The following is a 22,660-nucleotide window of genomic DNA, read 5'->3' as shown; positions in this document are numbered from 1 at the left end:
ATAAATGCAAACTACAATAAAATAATTATTTATTTTCAAAGTATTAACGATTTGAGAATGTGGAACTTGTGCAATTCCTAAGGCGATCTATTAATCAAAGCACCTCTGCTAATAAAAATTTACATGCACGCTTCTTCCCGACACTGAGCGTGATAGTCACACCCGAAAACTCCCAGTAGCAAGCAAATGCATATTCCGGCCTAACGTGAACGGTCATTCCGGCGCAACGTGAACACCAATTCTGGTTTAACGTGAACAGTGATTCCGGTTTCAAGGTGAACACTTTTACCTTATTTTCCGGAATTGGTGTTCACCATCCCGGAATGACTGTTCACCATCAACCAGAATGTCTTTCAACGCATTGATTTTTAAAACCTTTAACTGCCATATTTACTCTTTTTTATATTAAGGAATGGGTATGGCTGCAAATAGGATCGCAATGCGTAAAATCAGAGAAGTTTTAAGACTGCGCTTCGAGGCAAATCTCAGCGTTCGTCAGATCAATGCCAGCACCAAAATAAGTGTTGGTGCTATTCAAAAATTACTTACCAACGCGAAGGCGTTATCCCTTTCCTGGCCGTTACCGGATGAGCTGGATGATACCGAACTAGCCAAGCTGTTTTATCCCAAAGCCGATACCCGCGCTGTCGGTCGTTTCCAAATACCGGACTGGCCTGAGATACATAAAGAACTGAAAGCCAAGGGCGTAACGAAGCTGTTGTTATGGGAGGAATACTGCCAACAATACCCGAATCGCTGCTTAAGTTATTCGCAGTTCTGCGACCGTTATTTAAACTGGGCTAAAAAGCAGAAACGCTCTATGCGTCAGACACATAAAGCCGGTGATAAACTGTTCGTTGATTATGCCGGACAAACCATGCCAGTAGTTTCACCGGCAACCGGAGAAGTAAGATACGCTCAGATCTTCGTTGCAGTGCTTGGCGCTTCAAATTATACCTATGCCGAAGCCACATGGAGTCAAAGCCTACCGGACTGGCTTGCCAGTCATGTACGCACCTTCGAGTTTATAGGTGGCACACCGGTTATGGTTGTGCCGGATAACCTGCGCAGTGGGGTCAGCAAGGCATGTCGCTATGAACCTGAGTTAAATCCAAGTTACCAGCAGCTCGCAGAGCATTACAGCGTAGCCGTTGTACCCGCCAGGCCATACAAGCCCAAGGATAAGTCAAAGGCTGAGGTAGGTGTGCAAATTATTGAACGTTGGATCCTCGCGCGATTACGCCACCATACCTTTTTCTCATTGGCTGAGCTTAATCAGTGTATCGCCTCGTTGTTAACAGAAGTTAATTTAAAGCCATTTAAACAACTGCCGGGCAACCGGCTGCAATGGTTTGAGCAGCTGGATAAGCCTCTGCTCAGTGCATTACCGGCTCATCCCTATCAGTATGTCGATATTAAAATAGCTAAAGTTAACATCGATTATCACATCCTGTATGACCAGCATCTGTACTCTGTGCCGCATCATTTGGTTGGTGAAAAAGTTGAACTGCATGTTGGCGATAAACTGGTGCAGATCTATTTTAAAACACATCTGCTTGCCAGCCATGTCAGAAAGCATTATCCAGGCACAACAACCGAACCAGGACATATGCCGAAAAAACATGCCAAGCACCAGCAGTGGTCCCCGGGCCGCCTTAAAAACTGGGCAATGGATATCGGCCCGGAAGTACTGCGTTGGGTATCAGATCAGCTCGAGCGCAAAGCGCATCCGGAACAGGCATATCGAGTCTGTTTAGGGTTACTTAATTTAACGCGCTCCTATCCGGCAGATCGCTTGAATAATGCTTGTGCGATTGCTAATCAGAAAGCACTTGTGAAGCTGAAAAACATCAAAGCCATTCTGGGCAGCAATCAGGATAAACTGCCGCGTGATATGGCGGAGAAAAGCATTACGCTACCTCAAGATCATGAAAATGTTCGCGGCCCTAAATGCTTTCATTAATAAGGATAATTATGATGATCGACCAGACTTTATCACAACTTCGCCAACTGAAACTCAGCGGTATGGCCCAGGCATTGCAAACCCAATCTGAACAGCCCGGCACCTATGAAGGGCTTTCTTTTAACGAACGGATCCACCTGTTGATTGAAAGCGAAAAATTAGAGCGGGACAACCGAAAACAACAACGACTGCTGCGCACAGCTAAGTTAAAACTCACCGCCAATATAAGAGATATCGACTATCAACATCCACGAGGAATTCAGCAATCTCAGATCGCAGCATTAACTCAATGTGACTGGTTAAGAAAAGCACAAAACCTGCTGATCACAGGACCATGCGGCAGTGGGAAAACATACATAGCTTGTGCTTTAGGGCATTCGGCTTGTATGAACGGCTTCAGCACTCGTTATTATCGGATCTCCCGGTTGATGCTGGAGTTAACTCAATCGAAAGCAGATGGTACTTACAGCAAGGTATTAAAAAACTTAGCCAAGACAGATCTGCTGATATTAGATGATTGGGGATTAGAGCCGCTAAAAGCAGCACAGCGTAATGATCTGATGGAGATAATGGATGATCGCCACGGCACTTCGTCAACGGTCATTATCAGCCAGTTACCGACTGAGCAGTGGTATGAAATGATAGGAGATAACACATTGGCTGATGCCATTTTAGATCGGCTAATGCACAACTCACACCGCTTAAAACTGAAAGGAGAATCAATGCGGAAAAAACTAAATACCTTGACCCATGATGAACACTTAGGGTAAAAAATAGATCGGGCAATGCATTGAAAGATCAGGTGTTCACGTTGAACCGGAATCAGTGTTCACCTTCGCCGGAATACGCAGCAAAATGGTGCACCTATTTTCAATAGTAAAAATGAATGGTTATGCAGCTTGGAAATAGGCTCTAATTTTTTTGGACAAAAATGGCTTAGAGTTGTAACTCTAAACAAATAGGTTAGAAGAAAGTTAATAGGAACAATCTAACTCTCGGTGCTCATGAAGTACATGCTATTCAAGTCAGGGGTTATCCCCTCCCCCTAACAAAGAAGGGTGTACAATCTCTTGGAATAAAGAATTATATTTCTGTTCTTTCTCACGATCTTCGCTCAGTCGCCACATAATTGTACTCTTGAAAAAGATAAGAGAGATGATCTCCTGTCGTTGCATTTGATCAGCAATTAACCACAATACCCTATGGCATTGATTAAACAGACTATCGAATTTTTACGTAAATATTATTTCCCATAATAACACTTGCACAAATGCGCTTTTGTGCTTATCATGAGTTTTTAATTTAAAGCGAATGAATGAGGTAATATTTTGAATACAGAAAAACTGATGATTGCACTTAATGAGTTTATTCATGTGGGAGGAGGACTGGTCGCTATTATTGCTGTTGTGTCTATTCTTACTGGTTTAATGCGAGAATATATCCCGCAAGATAAACTTCAGAAAAAAATCACTAAGCATGAAAAATGGGGATCGTTGCTCGGCGCAAGCTTTGGTATGTTAACGCCTTTTTGCAGTGCTGCCGTCGTCCCTGTTACCATGGGAATGGCACAAATGGGAGTGTCTTTAGGCACAGTGTTAAGTTTCTTAATCTCAGCGCCTTTATGTAATTTCATAGTGTTAGCTATGATTTATGCTACGTTTGGATTGAAGATAACCATTACGTATTTGGTAATAACATTTTGTGCTGCCGTTTTAGGTGGGTGGCTAATTTCCAAATCTCCGTGGAGGAATGAAATTAAACGAGGGGATGAATTAGATGATGTAAAACCAACATCAGGTTGTGGAGGTTCTAATCATACTTCAAATACATGCAATGCAGATAATACGAACTCTGGTGGTGACTGTGGCAGTCAGAAAACACCACAGGAATCCTATAGCAGCGTAAGCATGAATTGTGATTCATCAGCAACTTTGGTTATTGAGTCGCTACCTTCATCAAGACTTAACAACGCGTTACAATCTGCTTGGGCATTGTTTAAACGAATCATTCCATATGTTTTATTGGGAGCTTTGATTAGTGGTTTATCAGCCGCATATTTACCCGCAGAGTTAGTTGAAAAATATGTTGGTGGTGATGATATACAATCAATAGTTATCGCAGCGGTTATTGGTGTGCCACTTTACCTGCGTATTGAAATGGCTATCCCGTTGTTAAATGTACTAATTTTGAAAGGTATGGGGCTAGGGCCTGCTTTAGCACTAATTATTGGTGGAACAGGTGCTAGTTTACCTGAAATAGCTCTGGTTTCATCGGTTCTTAAAAGAAAAGCCGTAATTGCTTTTGTTGGAATCGTATTAACTACTGCAATTATTGGTGGAATAATATTCCAATACCTTATGTAACTAAATTGCGCCATTCAACTGAGTGGCGCTCACTGATAGTTTTAATATGAAAGTTGGCATATTAATGTGCGGGAACGTACCGAAGATATTAACAAATACCTTTGATGATTATAGCCAGTGTTTTAGATGAGTTTACGTGGATATCTGAGCTAATATTATTTGTTCAACAGGCATTTGCTAGTGGGAAAAAATTATTTGGTGTTTGCTTTGGACACCAACTTATTATCCAAGCACTAGGTGGTATTGTAGAACGCTCAACTAATGGGTGGGGATTAGATGTTTATAGTACCAATTTGTATAAAAATTATGGTGGACTTGAAAAAGGACAATCGCTGTCTCTATTATCTATGCATCAAGATCAAGTTCTTACGGTACAAGGGCATCCTGAATTTAGCGCTTCGTTTTTTCTGGCATTGCTAGGAGAAAGAAAAAGTAAGTTTAATGATTTCGATATCGAAAATGCCATAAAATATTCAGAAAAAGTTATTGACAATAAGCGTCTAAATCGAATCATTAATCAATTGATATTTGGGATATATCGTACACATGATGACTAGATACATGTTGAAATAGCCTTTCGTATCGTTATGGATATAATTACTCAAAAATATCTTAGTTCAATTAAAGAGGCTTGTTATGGATGAGAAATATATTGATGCACTGAAGGCACTATCAGAACCTAATCGGTTACGCTTGTTTTGGCTCTTACTTCATGTAGACCAAAGAGTCACGGTTGCTGAAGCTATGGATGTAATTGACGATACACAATATAACGTTTCTCGCAACCTGAAAATGTTATACAAAGCAGGTTTGCTTACCCCTCAAAAACATGGAAAGTGGGTCTACTATGTGCTAACAAAACAAACAACTCCACACTGTCAGGCCTTGATTGATTCGGTTAGATTTTTACCTGAAGATGACTTCACAGAAGTAACTAGGCGTTGCCTCATTCGTTTATCAATGCGTGTCGATGGCGAATGCGTTGTTGGTGCAAACAGTGATGAATGGGTGTCGGCGACGAAGCAAGCTATCAATGAGCAAACCTTACAAGATCCATGTTAATTTAGAATTGCATCCAGAGATATGACATAAGAACTTAAGTAGGTGGTATTTACCATGAGAAAGTTACCCTAAATAGAACTGAATTACATCCTCGAACAGCACAAATAATGGTTAGAAAATAAAGGTGGTGAGCGTGCTGTACGTTTTCTATTGATAGTCGAGGTAACGTGTTTGATTCTCAGGCAAAAAATACCTGCGATGATTGCTGATACAACAACTAGAACTCCGAATTTGATTGGTATTTGAATGGATATGTGAGTTGGTGATGATTCCAACCTGTTGCGCAAAGAAATCTTTTGGGAGTTTTCCATCACGGCCTTTCTGCCACTAACCATGAACAAAAGTGCAGTTATTTCAGTGGCACGATCCGCCACTGAGTAATTACGTTAAGTTGGTTGGGTGCAAAAACAATTTAGCCAAAGTGAATTACTAAGTATCTAAACTAATTTTTTCAGATTTATGTCTAAATAAGATGATACTCGCTTTTTCCTGATTTCAAGCGTCGTGGCTAACACGTCCGCAAGCTCCCAGTGAAGTAAGCATGGGACAGAAGGCAATACGTGATAATCATTGTGCTCACTTTTCTATTTACCAAGGATGCTGCCGAAAATATTCATCCAAATGATCAATTAATGCCCTGACAGGCGGAGAAAGATGCTTTCTAGATGAGTACAACACATAAATTTTTAAATCGTTCGGTTTCCAATCCGGTAGTACGGCACTTAGCGCCCCCTCGTTAATATAACGATTGGCCAAATAACAGGGTTGCATAGAAATTCCTGCATCCAAAATAGCAGCGTGAAGCAGTGTTGTTGCTTCATTAGCTGTTAAACGACATTGAATATTCACCGATTCAAATTGATCTTTTCGCGATAAGTGCCAGAGATTTCGTTCGAAATTCTTATAACCAAGACAATCATGCTCGGTTAAATCGCAAGGTTTTTTTATGGCAGGCTTTCCCTGCAAATAATTCGGTGAGGCCACTAATACAGAATCACAGGTGGCAATCGGTTTACCAATAAGTGTCGGATCTGGCTCCGAAGCAATCCGGACCGCCAAATCAACCCGTTGTTCAACGAGGTCGGCAACCGAATCCTGTACGTCAATATCAACATTGACCTTCGGGTAACGCGACATAAACGCAGTGACTGCGGGAATCAATTGTGAAAAACCAAACGACATACTGGTCGCAATGCGTATGCTGCCGGACAGTTCTTCGCCCTGTGCCGCCAAAGCGCCTAAATGTTCAGCTTGCGCGAGCCATACCTCAACATCACTCAAACAGCTTTCCCCCGCTGTGGTCAGGGAAATTTTTCGCGTGGTACGGTGCAGTAGTCGTACATGTAGCCAATTTTCCATCGCCTCGATATGACGCGTTACCATTGGCCGGGACATGTTCAACCTCTCAGCAGTAGCGGTAAAGCTGCGCGAATAAGCAACGTCAATAAAGACCTTGGCAGCGGTGAGTCTATCCATCTATTTGCTCGATTTAAGAAACAAAGGTGCTCACTTTAAGGTATTTTTCTGAACATAACAATCACCTATTATTATCCCCGTACTCAATAACAACCTCTCAAGGAGATTATAATGAAAAAATTAAGCATATTAACTGCGGCATTATTAACAGCAAATACGGCGCTGGCAGACAGCAATAAATTGACACTTGATGTCTATAACGCGGGGCCGGGCAGTTTTAACGTCAACTCGACAGTCGTTTATGGCGAAACCGAAGCGATGGTGGTTGATAGCGGTTTTAGCAAGGCAGATGCGCTACGCATTGCGGCAAAGGTATTGGATTCTGGTAAGGAATTGAAAACAATCTTTATTAGTCAGGCAGATCCCGATTACTACTTTGGCGCAGAAGTGCTGCATGAGTTATTTCCTAAAGCAAATATTTTAACAACCCCGGCAGTTAAAGCGGTTATTGAGGAAAAACTGCAAAAGAAACTGGCATTCTGGGGCCCTAAGCTTGCGGCCAATGCGCCTGTAAAACCAGTAGTTCCGGAAGCTTATACGCAGAACACGCTGACCGTAGATGGACATATAATTGAAATTCGCGGCACACAAGACTTATTAGCTCACCGCCCCTATTTATGGATCCCGGATAACAAGGCGATTCTTGGCAATGTCAGTGTTTTTGGAAATATGCATCTATGGATGGCGGATACACAAACAGATGAATCGATTAAAGCATGGTCAGCTCAGTTAACTGAGATGCTGGCCCTAAAACCTGAAGTGGTTATTCCGGGGCACATGAAGGCTGGTACGAATTTAAGCGCAGAAACCATTGGCTATTCTCAAGGTTATATTAACGATTTTAAAACAGCTAAAGCAAACAGTAAAAACAGTGCCGAGCTGATAGAAAAAATGTCGGCGAAGTACGCTGATCCAACATCATTATCACTGGCCATTGGCGCAAAAGTTCATACGGGAGAAATGAAATGGTAAAGGTTCATTATTTTTATGATCCAATGTGCGGTTGGTGCTATGGCGCCACCGCATTACTGGAAACATTGCAAGCATCTGATAACGTCGAACTGATTTATCACCCCGGCGGCATGATCAACCGGCAAGTTATCACACCGTCATTTAAAGAGCACATTCTAAAAAGTGATGAACAGATCGAAAATCTTACTGGCGCGGTGTTTGCTGCCACATATAAAGCACGTTTGAAAAGTGCTGAAAACGTGATTTTTGATTCCTATCTTGCGATAGCTGCAATAGTGGTTGCAGAAGAAAATGGTGTGAATACTTTGAGCATGCTCAAAGCAATTCAAACAGCACATTTTCAGTACGGCAAGCAGGTCGAATTGCAGGAGACGTTACAAGAGATTGCACTATCTTATGGTTTGGATAAAACACACTGGCAGGAAAAGATGCAACAAACTGAAACAAAGGTAACGGAGCTAGTACAAGCAAGCCATCGACTAATGGATCACTATCAGGTTCAAGGCTACCCGACATTGATAGCTGAAACTGCTAATGGATCTAAACATCTTTCACATGCTGCCTACTATCAGAATACTTCTGAGTGGAAGCAATTAGTAAACACGCTTAATTAAATCAACAAGCACAGGTTAAAAATAGAGAAACGATCATGATAAATAAAATACTTTCATCAAATGCAGGTTTATCTGCACTTGTTTTACGAGTCCCTCTGGGATTGGTATTAGCCGCACATGGCGCTCAAAAATTGTTCGGCTGGTTTGGTGGCTATGGCCTGGAAGGTACTGGTAAATGGATGGCAAGCATTGGTTTTGAACCTGGTTATTTAATGGCATTGATGGCAGGTAGTGCAGAATTTTTTGGTGGTCTCGCATTGCTTATTGGATTACTAACACGCCCCGCTGCTATAGTAACGGCTTTTACGATGATAATAGCGATGTCTGTTCATATCGGCAATGGTTTATTCGTGACGAATAAAGGCTATGAATTTGCACTAATCCTACTCGCTGCCTGTTTATCATTAGTATTTCAGGGGGCCGGTAAACTCTCTCTTGATCAACTATTGGTATCAAAGTTTAATGATAAATCGCCGCAAAAAGAAACATAAAGAATCCCTTCAAAGTTAATTCTAAAACGATCGGAGCCATTGGCGGCCCGATCGTTTTTTCTTCTATAAAACTTATAGAGGGGGGGGGAGAAAACCTTCAGACTAAGTCCTATAACTTTGAATCTTAGATTGGAATGAATTCAAAGTGGAAAGAGTTATCTAGATTCACCAGGCGTCTGTTTATTGGCAGTGTTATCTACTGTATTCAAAAACATTTGTTAATTGAATAAAGCGTTAAATGCTTGAGAAACCAATTATCAAAAGCTCTCGGATTTTACATACGCTATGTTTTTTCCTTGTTGTAATTCAAAGAGCCGTATGCGGTTGATTGTTCATTATAGGTTTGTCCCAGTATGGCGGCGTACCATAATAACCTTCGATGAAATCGATAAAGCAGCGGACTTTATTCGGCAATAATTTTCTGTGGGCATAAACGGCATATAAACCTACTGGGTCTGGTTCGCACTCAGGCAATACCATGATCAGCTTGCCGCTGCTGATTGCCTCACTTGCAATAAATGTTGGTTGCAAAACTAAACCCGCGCCGATTATGGCGGCATCAACCAGCACATCACCATTATTGCTATGGAATTCACCACCGCGCTCACTATTTTTTGCCTTTAGCCACGGGTAGGTTTCTTCCTTACCCTCCATTTCCATGTAACTGTAATGCAAGTAACGGTGGTCTTTAAGATCTTCAGGTCGTCTGGGAGTACCATGCTGCTTAAGGTACTCGGGCGAAGCGCATAAAATCAAGCGAATGGGCGCGACATACTTGGCTATCAGCGAAGAGCTTTTTAGGTGGCCAATGCGAAGTGCGACATCGAAACCTTCGTCAACAATGTCTACTTTACGGTCGTTAAGTTGCAGATCGACATTGACCAGAGGGTAGTGTGATTGGAAATCAGTAACTAATCTGGCCATGTGCTTTAATGCGAATGATACCGGGGCACTTATTTTCAGCGTTCCTTTGGGGTTTTGCTGCAAGCCGCCTAGCTGGGAGTCCATTTCATCAATACTTAATAATATTTGTTGTGCATGTTGTAAATAGTGTGTGCCGGCTTCGGTGAGGGCAACGCTACGTGTCGTCCTGTTAAGTAAACGCACACCAAGTCGCTCTTCTAACTTAGAAACGTACTTGCTAACTAATTGCGGTGATAGTTGTAAGGTTGTTGCAGCATTACTGAAACTGCCTTCTGTCGCTACCGTTACAAATGCGCGCATGGTGTCAATTCTATCCATTACTCATCCTTCGCATCAATCCCAATGATATTATCAACATTCTATTGTTAATTATTCAACATTACCTATCTTACTCTTTATTTTTGTTGATAGTAAAGTGTAATCATCCCATCAAATAGGGACATTATAAAGCAAACATAATCTGAATAATTTTACAGAGGAATAAACGATGAAAACTTCATTGATAAAAATATTGGAATCTCATGCTGGACTTGCTGGCTTAATACTTCGCGCACCAATCGGCTTAATTTTGGCAGCACACGGGGCACAAAAATTGTTTGCCTGGTTCGGTGGCTACGGCTTGGACGGCACAGGTCAATGGATGGCAAGTATTGGAATCACTCCTGGTTATCTGATGGCATTACTTGCCGGCAGTGCCGAGTTCTTTGGTGGTCTGGCACTATTACTAGGACTGCTTACCCGTCCGGCCGCAGTGATTGCCGCATTCACCATGTTGGTGGCAATTTTTACAGTGCATATTGGCAATGGACTGTTTATGAGCAACAACGGTTATGAATACGGGTTAACACTTTTTGTTGCACTGGCTGCCTTAGCTGTACAAGGCGGTGGTCGTCTAAGTCTTGATAATTTACTTTTTAAAAAATTGAACAGTTAACGTTGTTATTCGAATCTATTAAATGCCACGGGAAAGTCAGTGGTACCACTCTAAATAATTAAACAAAAGTGAGAATACGACGATGTTAATTAATGGCAAATGGACTGAAAACTGGCACCCCGTGCAGGCAAAAGACGAACAAGGGCGTTTTATTCGCCAAACTTCATCATTTCGCAATTGGATCACTGTCGATGGTCAAGCCGGCCCAACAGGTATTGGCGGCTTTAAAGCAGAAAAAGGCCGCTATCACCTGTATGTTGCTTTGATCTGCCCTTGGGCATCGCGCACATTAATGGTACGCCAGCTGAAAGGCTTACAGGATATGATTGATATCACTGTGGTCAACCCTCAGCTTGGCAACCAAGGCTGGCAGTTTGGTGGATTTGATGGTGCGAACGCAGATCCAATCAATGGTGCTGAATTTCTGCATCAACTCTATACTAAGGCCGATCCCGATTTTACCGGTCGGGCAACTGTACCTGTATTGTGGGATAAGCAAAGCGGCACCATAGTAAACAATGAATCAGCTGACATTATACGTATGCTCAATACCGCCTTTTCAGATTTAGTGGCGAGCAACGTCAATCTATTTCCAGACGAATTGGCTAAGGATATTGATGCGTTCAATGTGGCATTGTATAAGCAACTGAATAACGGTGTATACCAGGCTGGATTTGCAACGACTCAGGCTGCATATGAAGAAGCTTATCAGCAAGTATTTACTATGCTGGACATAATTGAGGAGCGTCTCAGCGATGGTCGTCAGTATCTGTTTGGCGATCAACTTAACGAAAGTGACATTCGCTTATTTGTCACACTGGTGCGCTTTGATGCCGCTTATCATGGTTTATTCAAATGTAACCGTAACCTGATTAAAGAGATGGTTTCTTTGCATGCTTATATGCAACGCATTTTATCCCTTGATGGTATTGCGGAAACGGTGAGCCTAGATCATATCAAAGCGGGTTACTATTCTATAAAGGCGCTAAACCCTGGAGGGATAGTGCCTGTTGGGCCTTACACAATTTAATAAATTGTCGTCATTGAACCTTCCTGGAGCAAATATGCACAACCTAAACATCGCTTTTATTTCCCATGGCGGTGGCCCGATGCCACTGCTTAATGACCCTGGCCATGCGCAGCTGGTCGCTTATTTAAAGTCGCTGGCTGACAGGCTAGAAAAACCAAGTGCCATTTTGCTGATTAGCGCACATTGGGAAGAGGCAGTCGCCACCATTACCGCCAGCATGAAGCCTAAAATGATCTACGATTATGTTGGTTTTCCGCCAGAAACATATCAGTTGCAATACCCCTGTCCGGGTGAGCCAACGTTGGCTGTAAAAGTACAGCAAGCTTTAAAGCAGGCAAAAATACCCGTGAAATTAGATCATCAGCGAGGTTATGATCACGGTTTGTATGTGCCATTAATGTTGATGTATCCAGAAGCTGATATTCCCAGCATTCAACTTTCATTAGTCAATAATCTCGATGCTAATCAACATCTGGCAATCGGAAAAGCGTTACAGTCACTTGATTACGATAATCTTTTAGTGATTGGCTCTGGTTTCTCATTTCACAATATGAGGGAATTTTTTTCTGCTAATACGCAGGATAACAGGAAGAAAAACCATGAATTTGAACATTGGCTGCGTACAAGCCTAACTGATAAAAAGTTGTCTGAAACAGAACGACATGAAAGGATGGTAAATTGGGTTAAAGCGCCTTATGCTAGGTATTGTCACCCGCGTGAAGAGCATCTGTTGCCACTACATATTTGTTATGGCTTGGCTGATCGCGCCAGCGATGAGCATGCAAATATCACTATTCTTAACAAACAATCAAGTGCATTTGTATGGCGTAATCAATCACCTGGTCGAATAGAAAGAAAAGAAACCCCAATAGAGATAATCAAACGACGTTACGCTAACGGCGAAATAGACAAAGAATAATACGAACAAACGGAAAAATATTTAGAAGCATGAACAATGAAAAAACGGGGAATCCAAACCTTTTTTCTTTGGCTGAAAATTGATGTTAGAGAATAAAAAGCTTCAGCTTGGTACCATCAACAGTGTCAGAACGTTCAAATTTAAGCTATCGCCACGCTCGCTTCTTCCCGATAGCATGCAATCCGAGGAACTCATGAAATCTAAGATCTAACATCATCCTGATTTCAAAAATGTCATTCTCAATCCAAACCTAATGCACCTAAAGGTGTACAACTTAAACCAGTACAACTTACAACTTTGCAGACATATCTTCAGGTCTAAGGTGTGTGTATCGTTTAAGGACATCCCATGAATCATGCAATGTGATTAATTGAACCTCTTGTATTGAGTGGCCTGCTTCGAAACATCGACTAGTTGCTTCATGCCTTAGATCATGGAAGTGGAGATCAACTATTTCTAACACTTTACATGCATCTGTAAATTTTGATCCTATTGTTTTAGAGTTGTAGGGAAAAATAAATCGGCTTTCTATGTGCTGATTTCGTTGTTCTATAATCTCCCAAGCTGCATTGGTATATTTGAAGCGTTTATGATTTCCCTTTTTTTCGCGCGGGTGTTTTAGATCTCTGACTAATCCCGTTTTTGCTTGATCGTCATTATCATTCCATTCTATTCTGGTTATTTCTTCCTGTCTTCTTGATGAGTGTATTGCAAACCACATGATTTCCCTCATCGGGATGCTGGATTTTAGATCTTTTACTTTGAAATAAGCATCTAATCTATCTAGCTCATTTGAAGTCGGTCTTCTATCTCTTGTTTTTGAGCGTGATATTAATTTTTCACTTTTTGCAATTATGATTGCGTCTTCAATGGATTGAACCGCCAATGGCCACCCCTTTTTGGCTTTTACTGCTTTAAAAGCGACTCTTAACCACACAACGTCATTGTTTGCAGTCTGAGGCTTTACACCGTCAATTTCTAATCTCGACATTAAATGGGTAATAATATCTGCACTGGTTAGTTGTATAGCATCTAATTCAGCTATATCAGTATCTTGAAGGCGTTTTAAGTCTGCTTTTTTACTTCTACCAGCTTGTCTAAGTATAGAAAAATCTTCTTGATATACTTTTAAAACCTGTCCGACCGTTATTCCGGTGTGCTTGATTTTATTGAGCTCCCGAGGATCATCTAACTTAGCTTCTATGTTGCGGATCCACAATTCTGCGTTTTTCTTTTTGTTAAAAGTTTTACTCTGTTGGTGTATAATCTTGCCTTTCGATTTACGCCTAATTTTTGCTTGATATGATACTTTCCCGGATTTACTTATACGCTTTTGTATTGTAGCCATATCAACTCCTTAAATGGTGTCTCCATTATTTTATTGGGACACTTGAGGGACACCTTGGGGTGGAAAATACGCAGAAACGTACAGAAATGAGTATAAAACATGCTGCTTAATAATGCACTAAAACAACAGTCTACGCCAGTAACTACGAGTGTTTACCCATCAAACCGCTTTTCCATTGCCCCGATGCTCGATTGGACGGACAGGCATTGCCGTTATTTCCACCGGGTGATGAGTAAAAATACCCTGTTATACAGTGAGATGGTCACTACCGGGGCTATTTTATACGGGAAAGGGGATTATTTACGAAAAGATGATGCTGAACATCCTGTGTGCTTACAGCTGGGTGGTTTTGCAGCGGCCGATCTGGCCAGGTCTGCATTAGCGGGCAAAGAGCGCGGTTATGATGAAATTAATTTAAATGTCGGTTGCCCCTCTGATCGTGTTCAGAACGGACGATTTGGTGCCTGTTTGATGGCTGAAGCGGACTTGGTTGGTGATGCGGTAAAAGCGATGCAGGACGCAACCGGGTTACCTGTTTCGGTGAAAACACGGATCGGTATCGATGATTTGGATTCCTATGAGTTTCTGTGTGACTTTGTGCGCACAGTTGCAGACAAAGGTTGTGATACCTTTATTGTGCATGCAAGAAAAGCCTGGTTAAGTGGTTTAAGCCCAAAGCAAAACCGCGATATCCCACCGCTTGATTATGAACGTGTTTATCAGCTGAAAAAAGATTTCCCGCAGTTGACCATTGCGATTAACGGCGGGATCAAAACTCTGGATGAATGCGAAACACATCTGCAATATCTTGACGGTGTGATGCTGGGCAGAGAGGTTTACGCCAACCCCTATTTATTGAGCTCGGTTGATCAGCGTCTGTTTGGCGATCAGTCTACCATTTTGTCCCGTTTTGAAGTATTAGAAAAAATGTATCCTTATATTGAGCAACAGCTCAGTGATGGTGCATATTTAAATCATATTGTCCGTCATATGCTAGGATTATTTCAAGGCGTTCCGGGGGCGCGCGCCTGGCGTCGCCATTTAAGCGAAAACGCTCACATTTCAGGTTCAGGCATAGAAGTTGTACAAAAGGCTGCTTCATTGGTTATTGAGAGTTAATATTGACTGGGGGAAAGTATGAGAAAAAAACTATTACTGGCTGGTTTATTGGCCTCTCTGTTAAGCGTTACGGGGTGCAGCACTTCATCCTCAGATAGGGAATCAAAACAAGCTGCAACGCAGAAAAAAGCGCAGCGTATTACCGTGGTCAGCAGTGCCAACCCGGCGGATGCCTTGCCCGCTTTCACAAGCTTTACCTGGAAAAATCAATATAACCTGGTTTTATCGGCGATTGATAATCAAAGTGAAAAACAGCTTCAAGAGCATATCCGTGGTGAAATAATTCGTTATTTAGCGAATAAAGGTTATGTCTATCAGGAAAATCCTCTTCAAGCTGATGTTGTGCTTGGTTTTTTGTTTGCCCTTGAAGATGATACCGCGGACAGGGTGATTGAAAAGCGTTTTGGTTTGTTACCGGGAGTGAATGCCAAGGGGATAGATGCCCCCCGCTACCGCAAGGGAACCTTTTTGCTAAATGTGATTAGTAAGGATCTGAAAAAAGTATACTGGCGTTCAGCAATGCAGGGCTTTGTTGATTTGGCGGATACGCAGGATGCGAACAGAAGCGCGAAAATGCAATCTGTTTTACAGATCATGATGGGCGACTTTCCGCAGGCAGGACGTTAAGAGAATTACTTTCCGATTAAAAAACCCAACTGTCAATTGTTGGGCTTTTTAAATATTATCCTCTTCTAAAATCAGGCTCCCAGTTTAAATAGCGCACTTTGTAGAGCAAAAGAGTAACCTTTTGCCCCTAAACCACAAATAACGCCCTGTGCAATATCTGATAAATAAGAGTGATGGCGGAAGCCTTCACGGGCATGTACGTTAGAAAGGTGTACTTCTATAAACGGGATATTGACACCCAATAAAGCATCACGCAGGGCGACACTGGTATGGGTAAATGCTGCCGGATTAATAATAATAAAATCTATTTTATTGAAGGAATCATGAATTTTTTCAATCAGTTCATATTCACGATTGGATTGCAGGTGCGATAGTTCAATATTGTACTGTAACGCTTCCTGCGTTAAATCCTGAATAATGTCATCCAGTGTTTTACTACCGTAAACTTCCGGCTCACGCTGTCCTAATAAATTAAGGTTTGGCCCGTTTAAAACTAATATTTTTATTTTTTGTGACATAAAAAAGACTCCCGAAAACGATGTTTTGGAAGTCTATCTGCTCTTCTACCCATATGCCAGTTTGAACTATGTAAAATGCCGGCAAAGTGAACGGGCTAACTCATTTCGAGTTTTTCTTTAATAAGTTGCTCAACAACACTTGGATCGGCAAGTGTAGAAGTATCACCCAAGGAGTCACTTTCTCCGGTCGCTATTTTACGTAAAATACGGCGCATAATTTTACCCGAGCGTGTTTTGGGTAATCCTTCTGCCCAATGAATTATATCAGGTATTGCAATTGCGCCAATTTCCTTACGCACCCATTGTTTAACTTCAGCGTATAACTCCGGAGAAGAGTACTCTCCTTCATTTAAGGTGACATAGGCATAGATACCCTGTCCTTTAATCGCGTGCGGCACGCCAACAACAGCGGCCTCTGCGATTTTAGGGTGAGATACCAGAGCACTTTCGATTTCAGCAGTCCCCATACGGTGACCTGAAACGTTGAGAACATCATCAATACGCCCGGTGATCCAGTAATAACCATCTTCATCACGGCGTGCACCATCGCCGCTAAAGTACATGCCTTTAAAAGTGGAGAAATAGGTCTGCTCGAAACGTTCATGGTTTCCATAAAGGGTACGCATTTGCCCTGGCCAGCTATCCAGCATCACCAGATTACCTTCAGCTGCGCCCTGCAGAATATTCCCCTCATTATCAACTAAGGCGGGTTGGACACCAAAAAACGGACGCGTTGCAGAGCCTGGTTTTAAATCTGTTGCACCGGGTAGCGGAGTAATTAATATGCCGCCTGTTTCTGTCTGCCACCATGTATCCACGACGGGGCAGCGTTGGTCTCCTATTTTGTTGTAATACCATAACCATGCCTCCGGGTTGATAGGTTCGCCAACGGTTCCCAGCAGACGCAGTGAAGAACGGTGCGTTCCAAGGATTGCCAGATCCCCTTGCGCCATCAGCGCCCGGATTGCTGTCGGTGCGGTATAAAGAATAGAAACGTTATGTTTATCAATAACTTCACTCATACGTGCCGGGGTTGGGTAATTGGGGACACCTTCAAATAACAGGGTCGTTGCACCGTTGGCAAGCGGGCCATAAACCAGATAACTGTGTCCGGTGATCCAGCCGACATCTGCAGTGCACCAGTAGATATCACCTTCCTGATAATCAAATACATATTTAAAGGTCATCGCGGCGTAAACCAGGTAACCACCCGTGCTATGCAGCACGCCTTTAGGGGTGCCCGTCGAGCCTGAGGTATAAAGAATAAACAGCGGATCTTCGGCATTCATCGCTTCAGGTTGGCATACACTTGACTGAGCCGCGCAAATTAAATGCCAGTCCAGATCTCTGCCGGCAACCCAATTAACCTCAGCGCCGGTATTTTTAAAGACGATAACATTCTGCACACATTCGGTTCCTGCCTTGGTCAATGCCTGGTCTACATTCGCTTTAAGCGGAATGGTGCGTCCGCCACGGCGCCCTTGATCAGCAGTAATAACCATGATTGCGCTGCTGTCGATAATGCGTCCGGCAATCGCATCGGGTGAGAAACCACCAAACACAATGGAGTGAACTGCGCCAATGCGCGTGCAGGCGAGCATGGCAATTGCGGCCTCGGGGGTCATGGGCATATATAAACAAACTACGTCACCTTTTTTTACGCCCTGATATTTTAATGCATTGGCAAACTGACAAACACGTTTATGTAACTGTTTATAGGTAATGCTTTGATCCTGATCCGGAGAGTCACCTTCCCAAAGAATTGCCACCTGATTACCTTTACTGGCAAGGTGGCGGTCAATGCAGTTAACCGAAACATTTAGCTCGCCATCTGCAAACCATTTGATACTAATATGACCCGGATCGTAACTGGTATTTTTGACTTTTGAATAGGGTTTGCTCCAATCCAATATTTTACCTTTTTCACCCCAAAAGGTGACGGGGTCGTTAATCGAAGCCTGATATTCTGCTAAATACTCTTCGTTTGTCATTAGGCTGTTTCTGGCAAGCTCATCTGTTACAGGGTAAATATGGTTTTCACTCATTCTTAACTCCATTTCTATTTCTAAAATAAACCAATCACTTGCGGAGGATAAACTGATTGAAATGCTCGTTAATTAGCCGCCTAGTGTAAAGCAGAGATTAAAAATAAATTGTGAAGTAGCTAGACTTTGTTAAATAAATGTTAACTCACAAGCCTGTTGTAATACTTTATCGGCAGGAAATGATGGGCATTTTGTTTGAAAATCTATCAGAGCACTCTTTTTATCATTTTACTTTTACACTTTCCCCCCTAAACTTATTTATTTAAATGCAAATATTTCACTGTTTGTTGACTTTTTTGCTTGGAGAACATCAACATTTTGATTTCGAAATGCTCCAAAAATGGTGCTTTACTTTTTTGTATTTTTATCATGTTGCTGTTGATTGTAACTGCGCAGATTAACCCCTCATCCTGTCGAAGCTAAATAACCAACATCTGTGATGTTGGGTAGACAAGGTTAACGGGTAACAAATCAGCTTAGGCTTTTAATCAACCTTACTGTAGCGGCTGATTCATCAAAAGGAGTTAATGGAATCGAAATATTTCTCAAAGACTTTTCCGGGGGCTGAAAATGGGAACAGTTCAACAATACAGAGGATTTGCAGTATTAAGCTGTGCGGTTTTGTTAAGTATGGCAAGTATCGCATTCACTGTACACATGGCATCTATTCAGCTGATTGATAATCAAATAGTAGGCAATTATTACCGTAACAATGAAGCTTTTGCTAATGCCGAGTCAGGTATCAATCTGGTACTGAGTAAAATTGATGATCCGGCCATTGGCCCCGGTATTCTGGCGAGCATCACCTCCAGCAGCGGCCCGACTTATACTTATCGCTCGGAGGATAACCACTATAACGTACAAATCAGTCGAATTAACCGTAATACGCTGCAAATATCTTCTGTAGGCCGCTCTATAGACGACACTGCGCAGCGTACTATCTCTCTGCAGATTTACCACGAAACACGTTACAACCTGCCAAATTCACCGCTCGCAGCTAACGGCAAAGTTAATCTCGATGGTATGGCGACGGTCAATAATGGCTGTGAAGGTCTGAGTGCCGCAGACTGCAGATCGCCGGGCAATATTGCCGATTATCAACTTGTCAGTAATCCCAAAAATGAAATAGGAAAAACAAGCGGACTCTGTAACGGTTCACCTCAAGCTGCAGATGGTAAAAATAATAGCGGCATTAATGTGATTGCCGATAATGTTTTTTATGAACCGTTAAGTGCGGATAATAGTGTGGAAATAGGCGATTATGATGCACAGGGAGAGCTTATTACCTGGTCAAATACGATACCTGCAGGTGCAAGTTTTTATGGAGAAACGGTAGCGGCTGATTTACAGCCGGATTCACTTTTTGAAAGTACTTTCGGGGTGAGTAAAGAGGCCGGTGTTGCAGCGTTAAACTCCTCCACCGATGTGGCCAAGATTGACATGACGGATGCAGACTTCACGACAAGCTGTTCGGAGCGCCTGGAAGCGATTCAGCAGTTCACGCCAGAAGTAGATACCATTTATATAAAAGGTTATTGCGATATAGAGCAAAATTATGCAGCTTTTAGTGCTAAACCGGAAAATAAGCGCTTTACTATCGGCACGGTTGATCATCCGAAGTTGGTCTTTATAGAAGGCGGAACCTTTGTCTCTAAACCCAACACCGGAGTATCTGTGATTGGCATGCTCTATTTTGTACCCGCTACAACTGTTGATGCAACGGGAACCGTCATAGAGGATGCCAGTGTCGATATGAGTGGAGTAAGAGTGAATGGCGCGCTGTTAAGCGAATATAGCTGCTCGCATGATGGTTATGATAAAACCGACAATAAAGGCCGCAAGCAGCATTTTTCTGCACGTTATGACAAAACGGTGCTGAGTAAATTATATGAGCATATCGGTCAGCAACCCCCTGTTGATACAGGTTACAGTATAGTGCAGGGGTCATGGCGGGATTTCTGATGGTAAAAACAACTGCCAATAATGGTTTTTCATTAGTTGAAATATTAGTATCCTTATTCGTCGTTTGCTTAACTGCGGTGAGTATAGTGGGTTTACAGACGATGATTATTGAACAAAACCGCGATAATCTGGCGCATACCGAAGTGATTGAATTAGCTGATAAGAAAATGAGTGAATTATTAACTTATCAAAATGTGGCCAGTATCGACGGACTTAGTAATGTCAGTTTACCAGCCGAAAAATCCGCTCAAACCAGCTTTGATTTGACATGGGGCGTGACGGCCTTGGACGCCGCGGAGGGTGCGGGTGCGGATATTCGCAATGTTCAATTACAAATAGCTTGGGATGGCGCTAAAGGTGATAAGCGCAGTTATCTTTATTCACAACAAATTAACCTGGCGCTGCTGCTTAATCCGGCTAATAATGATGCCACCGCAAAGCAGGCTGCCATCATTGAGTCTTTTCTGGGAAGCAGTGATGTTATCTATTTTGAGCCTAAAATGGGTTATAAAAAGGGCGCTTTTGTTATTTACAACAGTGAGTTATTTGAAACAACAAGTGTGTTTTCTCCCGGAAACAGTTATCCGCGTGATGTTGCTAATCCTGCTGTTGTCTCCGCAGGGTGGAAAAGTTATGGCTCTATTGATAACCCCGCACTGGCAAACAGAGCTGATTTAGCAACATTATTTTTAGATCCGTAAACTGCTGCATAAATGCAAGCAGGGAATAAAGTGTAATCTGACAAGTGTTACAGCATTTTGAAATGGCAGGCATAGAGATATGTGTACATTAACTTATTTACTTAACGATAATGGTTATGAACTGTTCTTTAATCGTGATGAACTGCGCACCCGTCAACCAGCTATTGCGCCTGCCTTCAATCATCAGCTTAATACTATTTATCCCGTTGATCCTGATGGAAAGGGCACATGGATAGCCGCCCATCAGAGTGGTCTGTCTCTGGCGTTATTAAATTTTTATCAGGCTGAGCAGGCGGTTAATAATAGTAATTATTTAAGTAGGGGACAGATTATTTTATCCTTATTGGAAGATCCTGCTAATGTTATCGGCCGGCTAAAAAAAATGGATTTGCAAAAATACATGGCTTTTAAACTGTGTATTTTTGCAAGTGATCTGTCTAAGACAAATAACAAAATGAGAAGTCTTCAATGGGATGGTAAAGTCTTATCCGAAGTTGCTGAGTCGCAGCCCATTATCTCTGCAGGCGCCGAATTTGCGCTTATTTCTAAAATACGTAAAGCACGTTTTAGACAAATAATCAGTGCCGAAAAGCCGAGGCGAGAGCAGTTTTTAACCTACCATAACTTGCAGGAAGTAAATCCGCATTTATCCGTCAAGATGGAACGCCCGGAAGCGCGTACTGTTAGTTTCAGCCATCTTGTGGTCGGTGAAGAGATTGAGTTTCATTATGCGGATTATATTGCAAAGCAGGAATTTTGTTGTCGGATGGCACGTACTTTTTCTTAGCTTTTGAAGCTTATTTTAAGCTTCAAAAGCTATTTGTTTAATAATGCGGAGGTGGCATCTCCTCTTTTTCTGATGCAAGTTGATTGGGCTGGTTATCTTTTATCTTCGCCGCCAACACTGCCACTTGCTCACTGAGTAGTTGTATTTTTCGTTGCTGTTTGAAGATCTCATCATTTAAAGTTTCAATATTGTCTTCATGAAAGGCGACTTTCATCTCCAGTTGTTCAATGCGTTCTGCTTGATCCATTATGCTTCCTATCTGTTCGTGCTATAAGGCGTTTTCTAACAAGGTAAGAAAGTATACTACTTCTGCTTTAAAGAGGTGTTTTTTTTCTATTTATATGAACTAATATCGGCTTTATCTGTCGATACAGGGGCATGATATCCGCTATGGAAAAATGTTTAGATTGCTAATTTATACCAATTCCGTTAATTAGATGATCTATTTAGGCGCAGGAAAAATGGATGAAAGCAAGGCATTGATTGCAGTAACTAGTTGTTCTAATTATAAAATCAATAACAAAGACTAAAACGTAGTTTTATGTCTAGCTAGAGCACCATATAGTTTAAAAAACGAACGCCAGAGCTGACTAAAAATCGCTCAGGCAAGGCGTGTTAGCAAAGGAATAGAGATCTCTTTCGAGCTGACACAACGCAGAATGAACGATTTTTAGGCGCTCCCGAAGGGCGAGGCCCAAATGGTCGCATGTTGCGTTAAATTTTTTCGATTTAGGCCCACTAGATCTTCAAAAATTTGCCTTACCTGCGACCATTTGGGCTCTCGCTGGTGCTGTTTTTTTAAACT

At 42.1% G+C, this 22,660-nt stretch carries 22 protein-coding genes; 16 read left to right on the top strand and 6 right to left on the bottom strand.

The features are described 5' to 3' along the window. Positions 1–418: 418 nt before the first annotated feature. From istA to ABZA00_RS07895, 5 genes are all read left to right on the top strand, one after another. The gene (gene istA, locus ABZA00_RS07915; RefSeq protein WP_372881617.1) at positions 419–1,963 is read left to right on the top strand and encodes an IS21 family transposase; all 1,545 of its coding nucleotides are present in this window, start codon (positions 419–421) and stop codon (positions 1,961–1,963) included. A gap of 11 nt (positions 1,964–1,974) precedes the next feature. Further along, complete coding sequence (gene istB, locus ABZA00_RS07910; RefSeq protein WP_372881616.1) at positions 1,975–2,733, top strand: IS21-like element helper ATPase IstB; 759 nt, start codon at positions 1,975–1,977, stop codon at positions 2,731–2,733. Between the two features lie 558 nt (positions 2,734–3,291). Further along, positions 3,292–4,326 (top strand): permease, encoded by a 1,035-nt coding sequence (locus ABZA00_RS07905; RefSeq protein ID WP_372881615.1) that lies wholly within the window; start codon positions 3,292–3,294, stop codon positions 4,324–4,326. Between the two features lie 104 nt (positions 4,327–4,430). Continuing rightward, positions 4,431–4,883 carry a hypothetical protein gene (locus ABZA00_RS07900; RefSeq protein WP_372881614.1) on the top strand — a complete coding sequence of 151 codons (453 nt, stop codon included), beginning with the start codon at positions 4,431–4,433 and terminating at the stop codon, positions 4,881–4,883. A gap of 79 nt (positions 4,884–4,962) precedes the next feature. Next, positions 4,963–5,388 (top strand): ArsR/SmtB family transcription factor, encoded by a 426-nt coding sequence (locus ABZA00_RS07895; RefSeq protein WP_372881613.1) that lies wholly within the window; start codon positions 4,963–4,965, stop codon positions 5,386–5,388. Positions 5,389–5,976: 588 nt separating this feature from the next. Here ABZA00_RS07895 and ABZA00_RS07890 read toward each other — a convergent pair. Continuing rightward, entirely contained in the window at positions 5,977–6,864 is an 888-nt protein-coding gene (locus ABZA00_RS07890) for a LysR family transcriptional regulator (protein WP_372881612.1), read from the bottom strand. A 111-nt stretch (positions 6,865–6,975) separates the two neighbouring features. Between ABZA00_RS07890 and ABZA00_RS07885 the strand changes: the two genes are divergently transcribed. Genes ABZA00_RS07885 through ABZA00_RS07875 form a run of 3 tightly spaced genes read left to right on the top strand, consistent with a single transcriptional unit; the run spans position 6,976 to position 8,941 of the window. Continuing rightward, positions 6,976–7,836: an MBL fold metallo-hydrolase gene (locus ABZA00_RS07885; RefSeq protein WP_372881611.1), complete on the top strand. Its 861-nt coding sequence runs from the start codon at positions 6,976–6,978 to the stop codon at positions 7,834–7,836. Further along, the gene (locus ABZA00_RS07880; protein ID WP_372881610.1) at positions 7,830–8,450 is read left to right on the top strand and encodes a DsbA family protein; all 621 of its coding nucleotides are present in this window, start codon (positions 7,830–7,832) and stop codon (positions 8,448–8,450) included. The genes ABZA00_RS07885 and ABZA00_RS07880 overlap by 7 nt, the downstream gene beginning before the upstream one ends. Positions 8,451–8,485: 35 nt before the next feature. Continuing rightward, a complete protein-coding gene (locus ABZA00_RS07875) occupies positions 8,486–8,941 on the top strand; it encodes a DoxX family protein (RefSeq protein ID WP_372881609.1) in 456 nt (151 codons plus the stop codon). A 306-nt stretch (positions 8,942–9,247) separates the two neighbouring features. Here ABZA00_RS07875 and ABZA00_RS07870 read toward each other — a convergent pair whose 3' ends face one another. Continuing rightward, positions 9,248–10,183 carry a LysR substrate-binding domain-containing protein gene (locus tag ABZA00_RS07870; protein ID WP_372881608.1) on the bottom strand — a complete coding sequence of 312 codons (936 nt, stop codon included), beginning with the start codon at positions 10,181–10,183 and terminating at the stop codon, positions 9,248–9,250. A 169-nt stretch (positions 10,184–10,352) separates the two neighbouring features. On the opposite strand from ABZA00_RS07870, the gene ABZA00_RS07865 reads away from it, so the two are divergent. The 3 genes from ABZA00_RS07865 (at position 10,353) to ABZA00_RS07855 (ending at position 12,748) form a co-directional block, all read left to right on the top strand. After that, positions 10,353–10,799, top strand: a complete 447-nt coding sequence (locus ABZA00_RS07865) for a DoxX family protein (RefSeq protein WP_372881607.1) — start codon at positions 10,353–10,355, stop codon at positions 10,797–10,799. Between the two features lie 82 nt (positions 10,800–10,881). Continuing rightward, positions 10,882–11,829, top strand: a complete 948-nt coding sequence (locus ABZA00_RS07860) for a glutathione S-transferase family protein (RefSeq protein ID WP_372881606.1) — start codon at positions 10,882–10,884, stop codon at positions 11,827–11,829. A 34-nt stretch (positions 11,830–11,863) separates the two neighbouring features. Further along, on the top strand, positions 11,864–12,748 hold the full coding sequence (locus tag ABZA00_RS07855) for a dioxygenase (RefSeq protein WP_372881618.1): 885 nt from the start codon (positions 11,864–11,866) through the stop codon (positions 12,746–12,748). A gap of 289 nt (positions 12,749–13,037) precedes the next feature. On the opposite strand, the gene ABZA00_RS07850 is transcribed toward ABZA00_RS07855, so the two are convergent. After that, positions 13,038–14,096 carry a tyrosine-type recombinase/integrase gene (locus ABZA00_RS07850; protein WP_372881605.1) on the bottom strand — a complete coding sequence of 353 codons (1,059 nt, stop codon included), beginning with the start codon at positions 14,094–14,096 and terminating at the stop codon, positions 13,038–13,040. Positions 14,097–14,195: 99 nt separating this feature from the next. On the opposite strand from ABZA00_RS07850, the gene dusA reads away from it, so the two are divergent. Both dusA and ABZA00_RS07840 read left to right on the top strand, forming a co-directional pair. After that, positions 14,196–15,215, top strand: coding sequence for a tRNA dihydrouridine(20/20a) synthase DusA (gene dusA / locus ABZA00_RS07845; protein WP_372881604.1), 1,020 nt, complete (start codon positions 14,196–14,198; stop codon positions 15,213–15,215). 18 nt (positions 15,216–15,233) lie between these two features. Next, positions 15,234–15,842: a DUF4136 domain-containing protein gene (locus ABZA00_RS07840; RefSeq protein WP_372881603.1), complete on the top strand. Its 609-nt coding sequence runs from the start codon at positions 15,234–15,236 to the stop codon at positions 15,840–15,842. Positions 15,843–15,913: 71 nt separating this feature from the next. Here ABZA00_RS07840 and aroQ read toward each other — a convergent pair whose 3' ends face one another. Both aroQ and acs read right to left on the bottom strand, forming a co-directional pair. Further along, on the bottom strand, positions 15,914–16,360 hold the full coding sequence (aroQ, locus tag ABZA00_RS07835; protein ID WP_372881602.1) for a type II 3-dehydroquinate dehydratase: 447 nt from the start codon (positions 16,358–16,360) through the stop codon (positions 15,914–15,916). Between the two features lie 95 nt (positions 16,361–16,455). After that, positions 16,456–18,405 carry an acetate--CoA ligase gene (gene acs / locus ABZA00_RS07830; RefSeq protein WP_372881601.1) on the bottom strand — a complete coding sequence of 650 codons (1,950 nt, stop codon included), beginning with the start codon at positions 18,403–18,405 and terminating at the stop codon, positions 16,456–16,458. A 570-nt stretch (positions 18,406–18,975) separates the two neighbouring features. Between acs and ABZA00_RS07825 the strand changes: the two genes are divergently transcribed. The 3 genes from ABZA00_RS07825 (at position 18,976) to ABZA00_RS07815 (ending at position 21,855) form a co-directional block, all read left to right on the top strand. Beyond that, positions 18,976–20,367, top strand: coding sequence for a hypothetical protein (locus tag ABZA00_RS07825; RefSeq protein ID WP_372881600.1), 1,392 nt, complete (start codon positions 18,976–18,978; stop codon positions 20,365–20,367). After that, positions 20,367–21,068, top strand: coding sequence for a hypothetical protein (locus ABZA00_RS07820; protein ID WP_372881599.1), 702 nt, complete (start codon positions 20,367–20,369; stop codon positions 21,066–21,068). Before ABZA00_RS07825 ends, ABZA00_RS07820 begins: the two co-directional genes overlap by 1 nt. Positions 21,069–21,147: 79 nt before the next feature. Beyond that, positions 21,148–21,855, top strand: a complete 708-nt coding sequence (locus ABZA00_RS07815) for an NRDE family protein (RefSeq protein ID WP_372881598.1) — start codon at positions 21,148–21,150, stop codon at positions 21,853–21,855. Between the two features lie 37 nt (positions 21,856–21,892). On the opposite strand, the gene ABZA00_RS07810 is transcribed toward ABZA00_RS07815, so the two are convergent. After that, positions 21,893–22,102 (bottom strand): SlyX family protein, encoded by a 210-nt coding sequence (locus ABZA00_RS07810; protein ID WP_372881597.1) that lies wholly within the window; start codon positions 22,100–22,102, stop codon positions 21,893–21,895. Positions 22,103–22,660 lie beyond the last annotated feature (558 nt).

Source organism: Psychromonas sp., from assembly GCF_041586535.1.
GTDB lineage: Bacteria > Pseudomonadota > Gammaproteobacteria > Enterobacterales > Psychromonadaceae > Psychromonas.
Note: the sequence above shows the minus strand (reverse complement) of the source record. Positions and strands in the feature narration are given on the sequence as shown.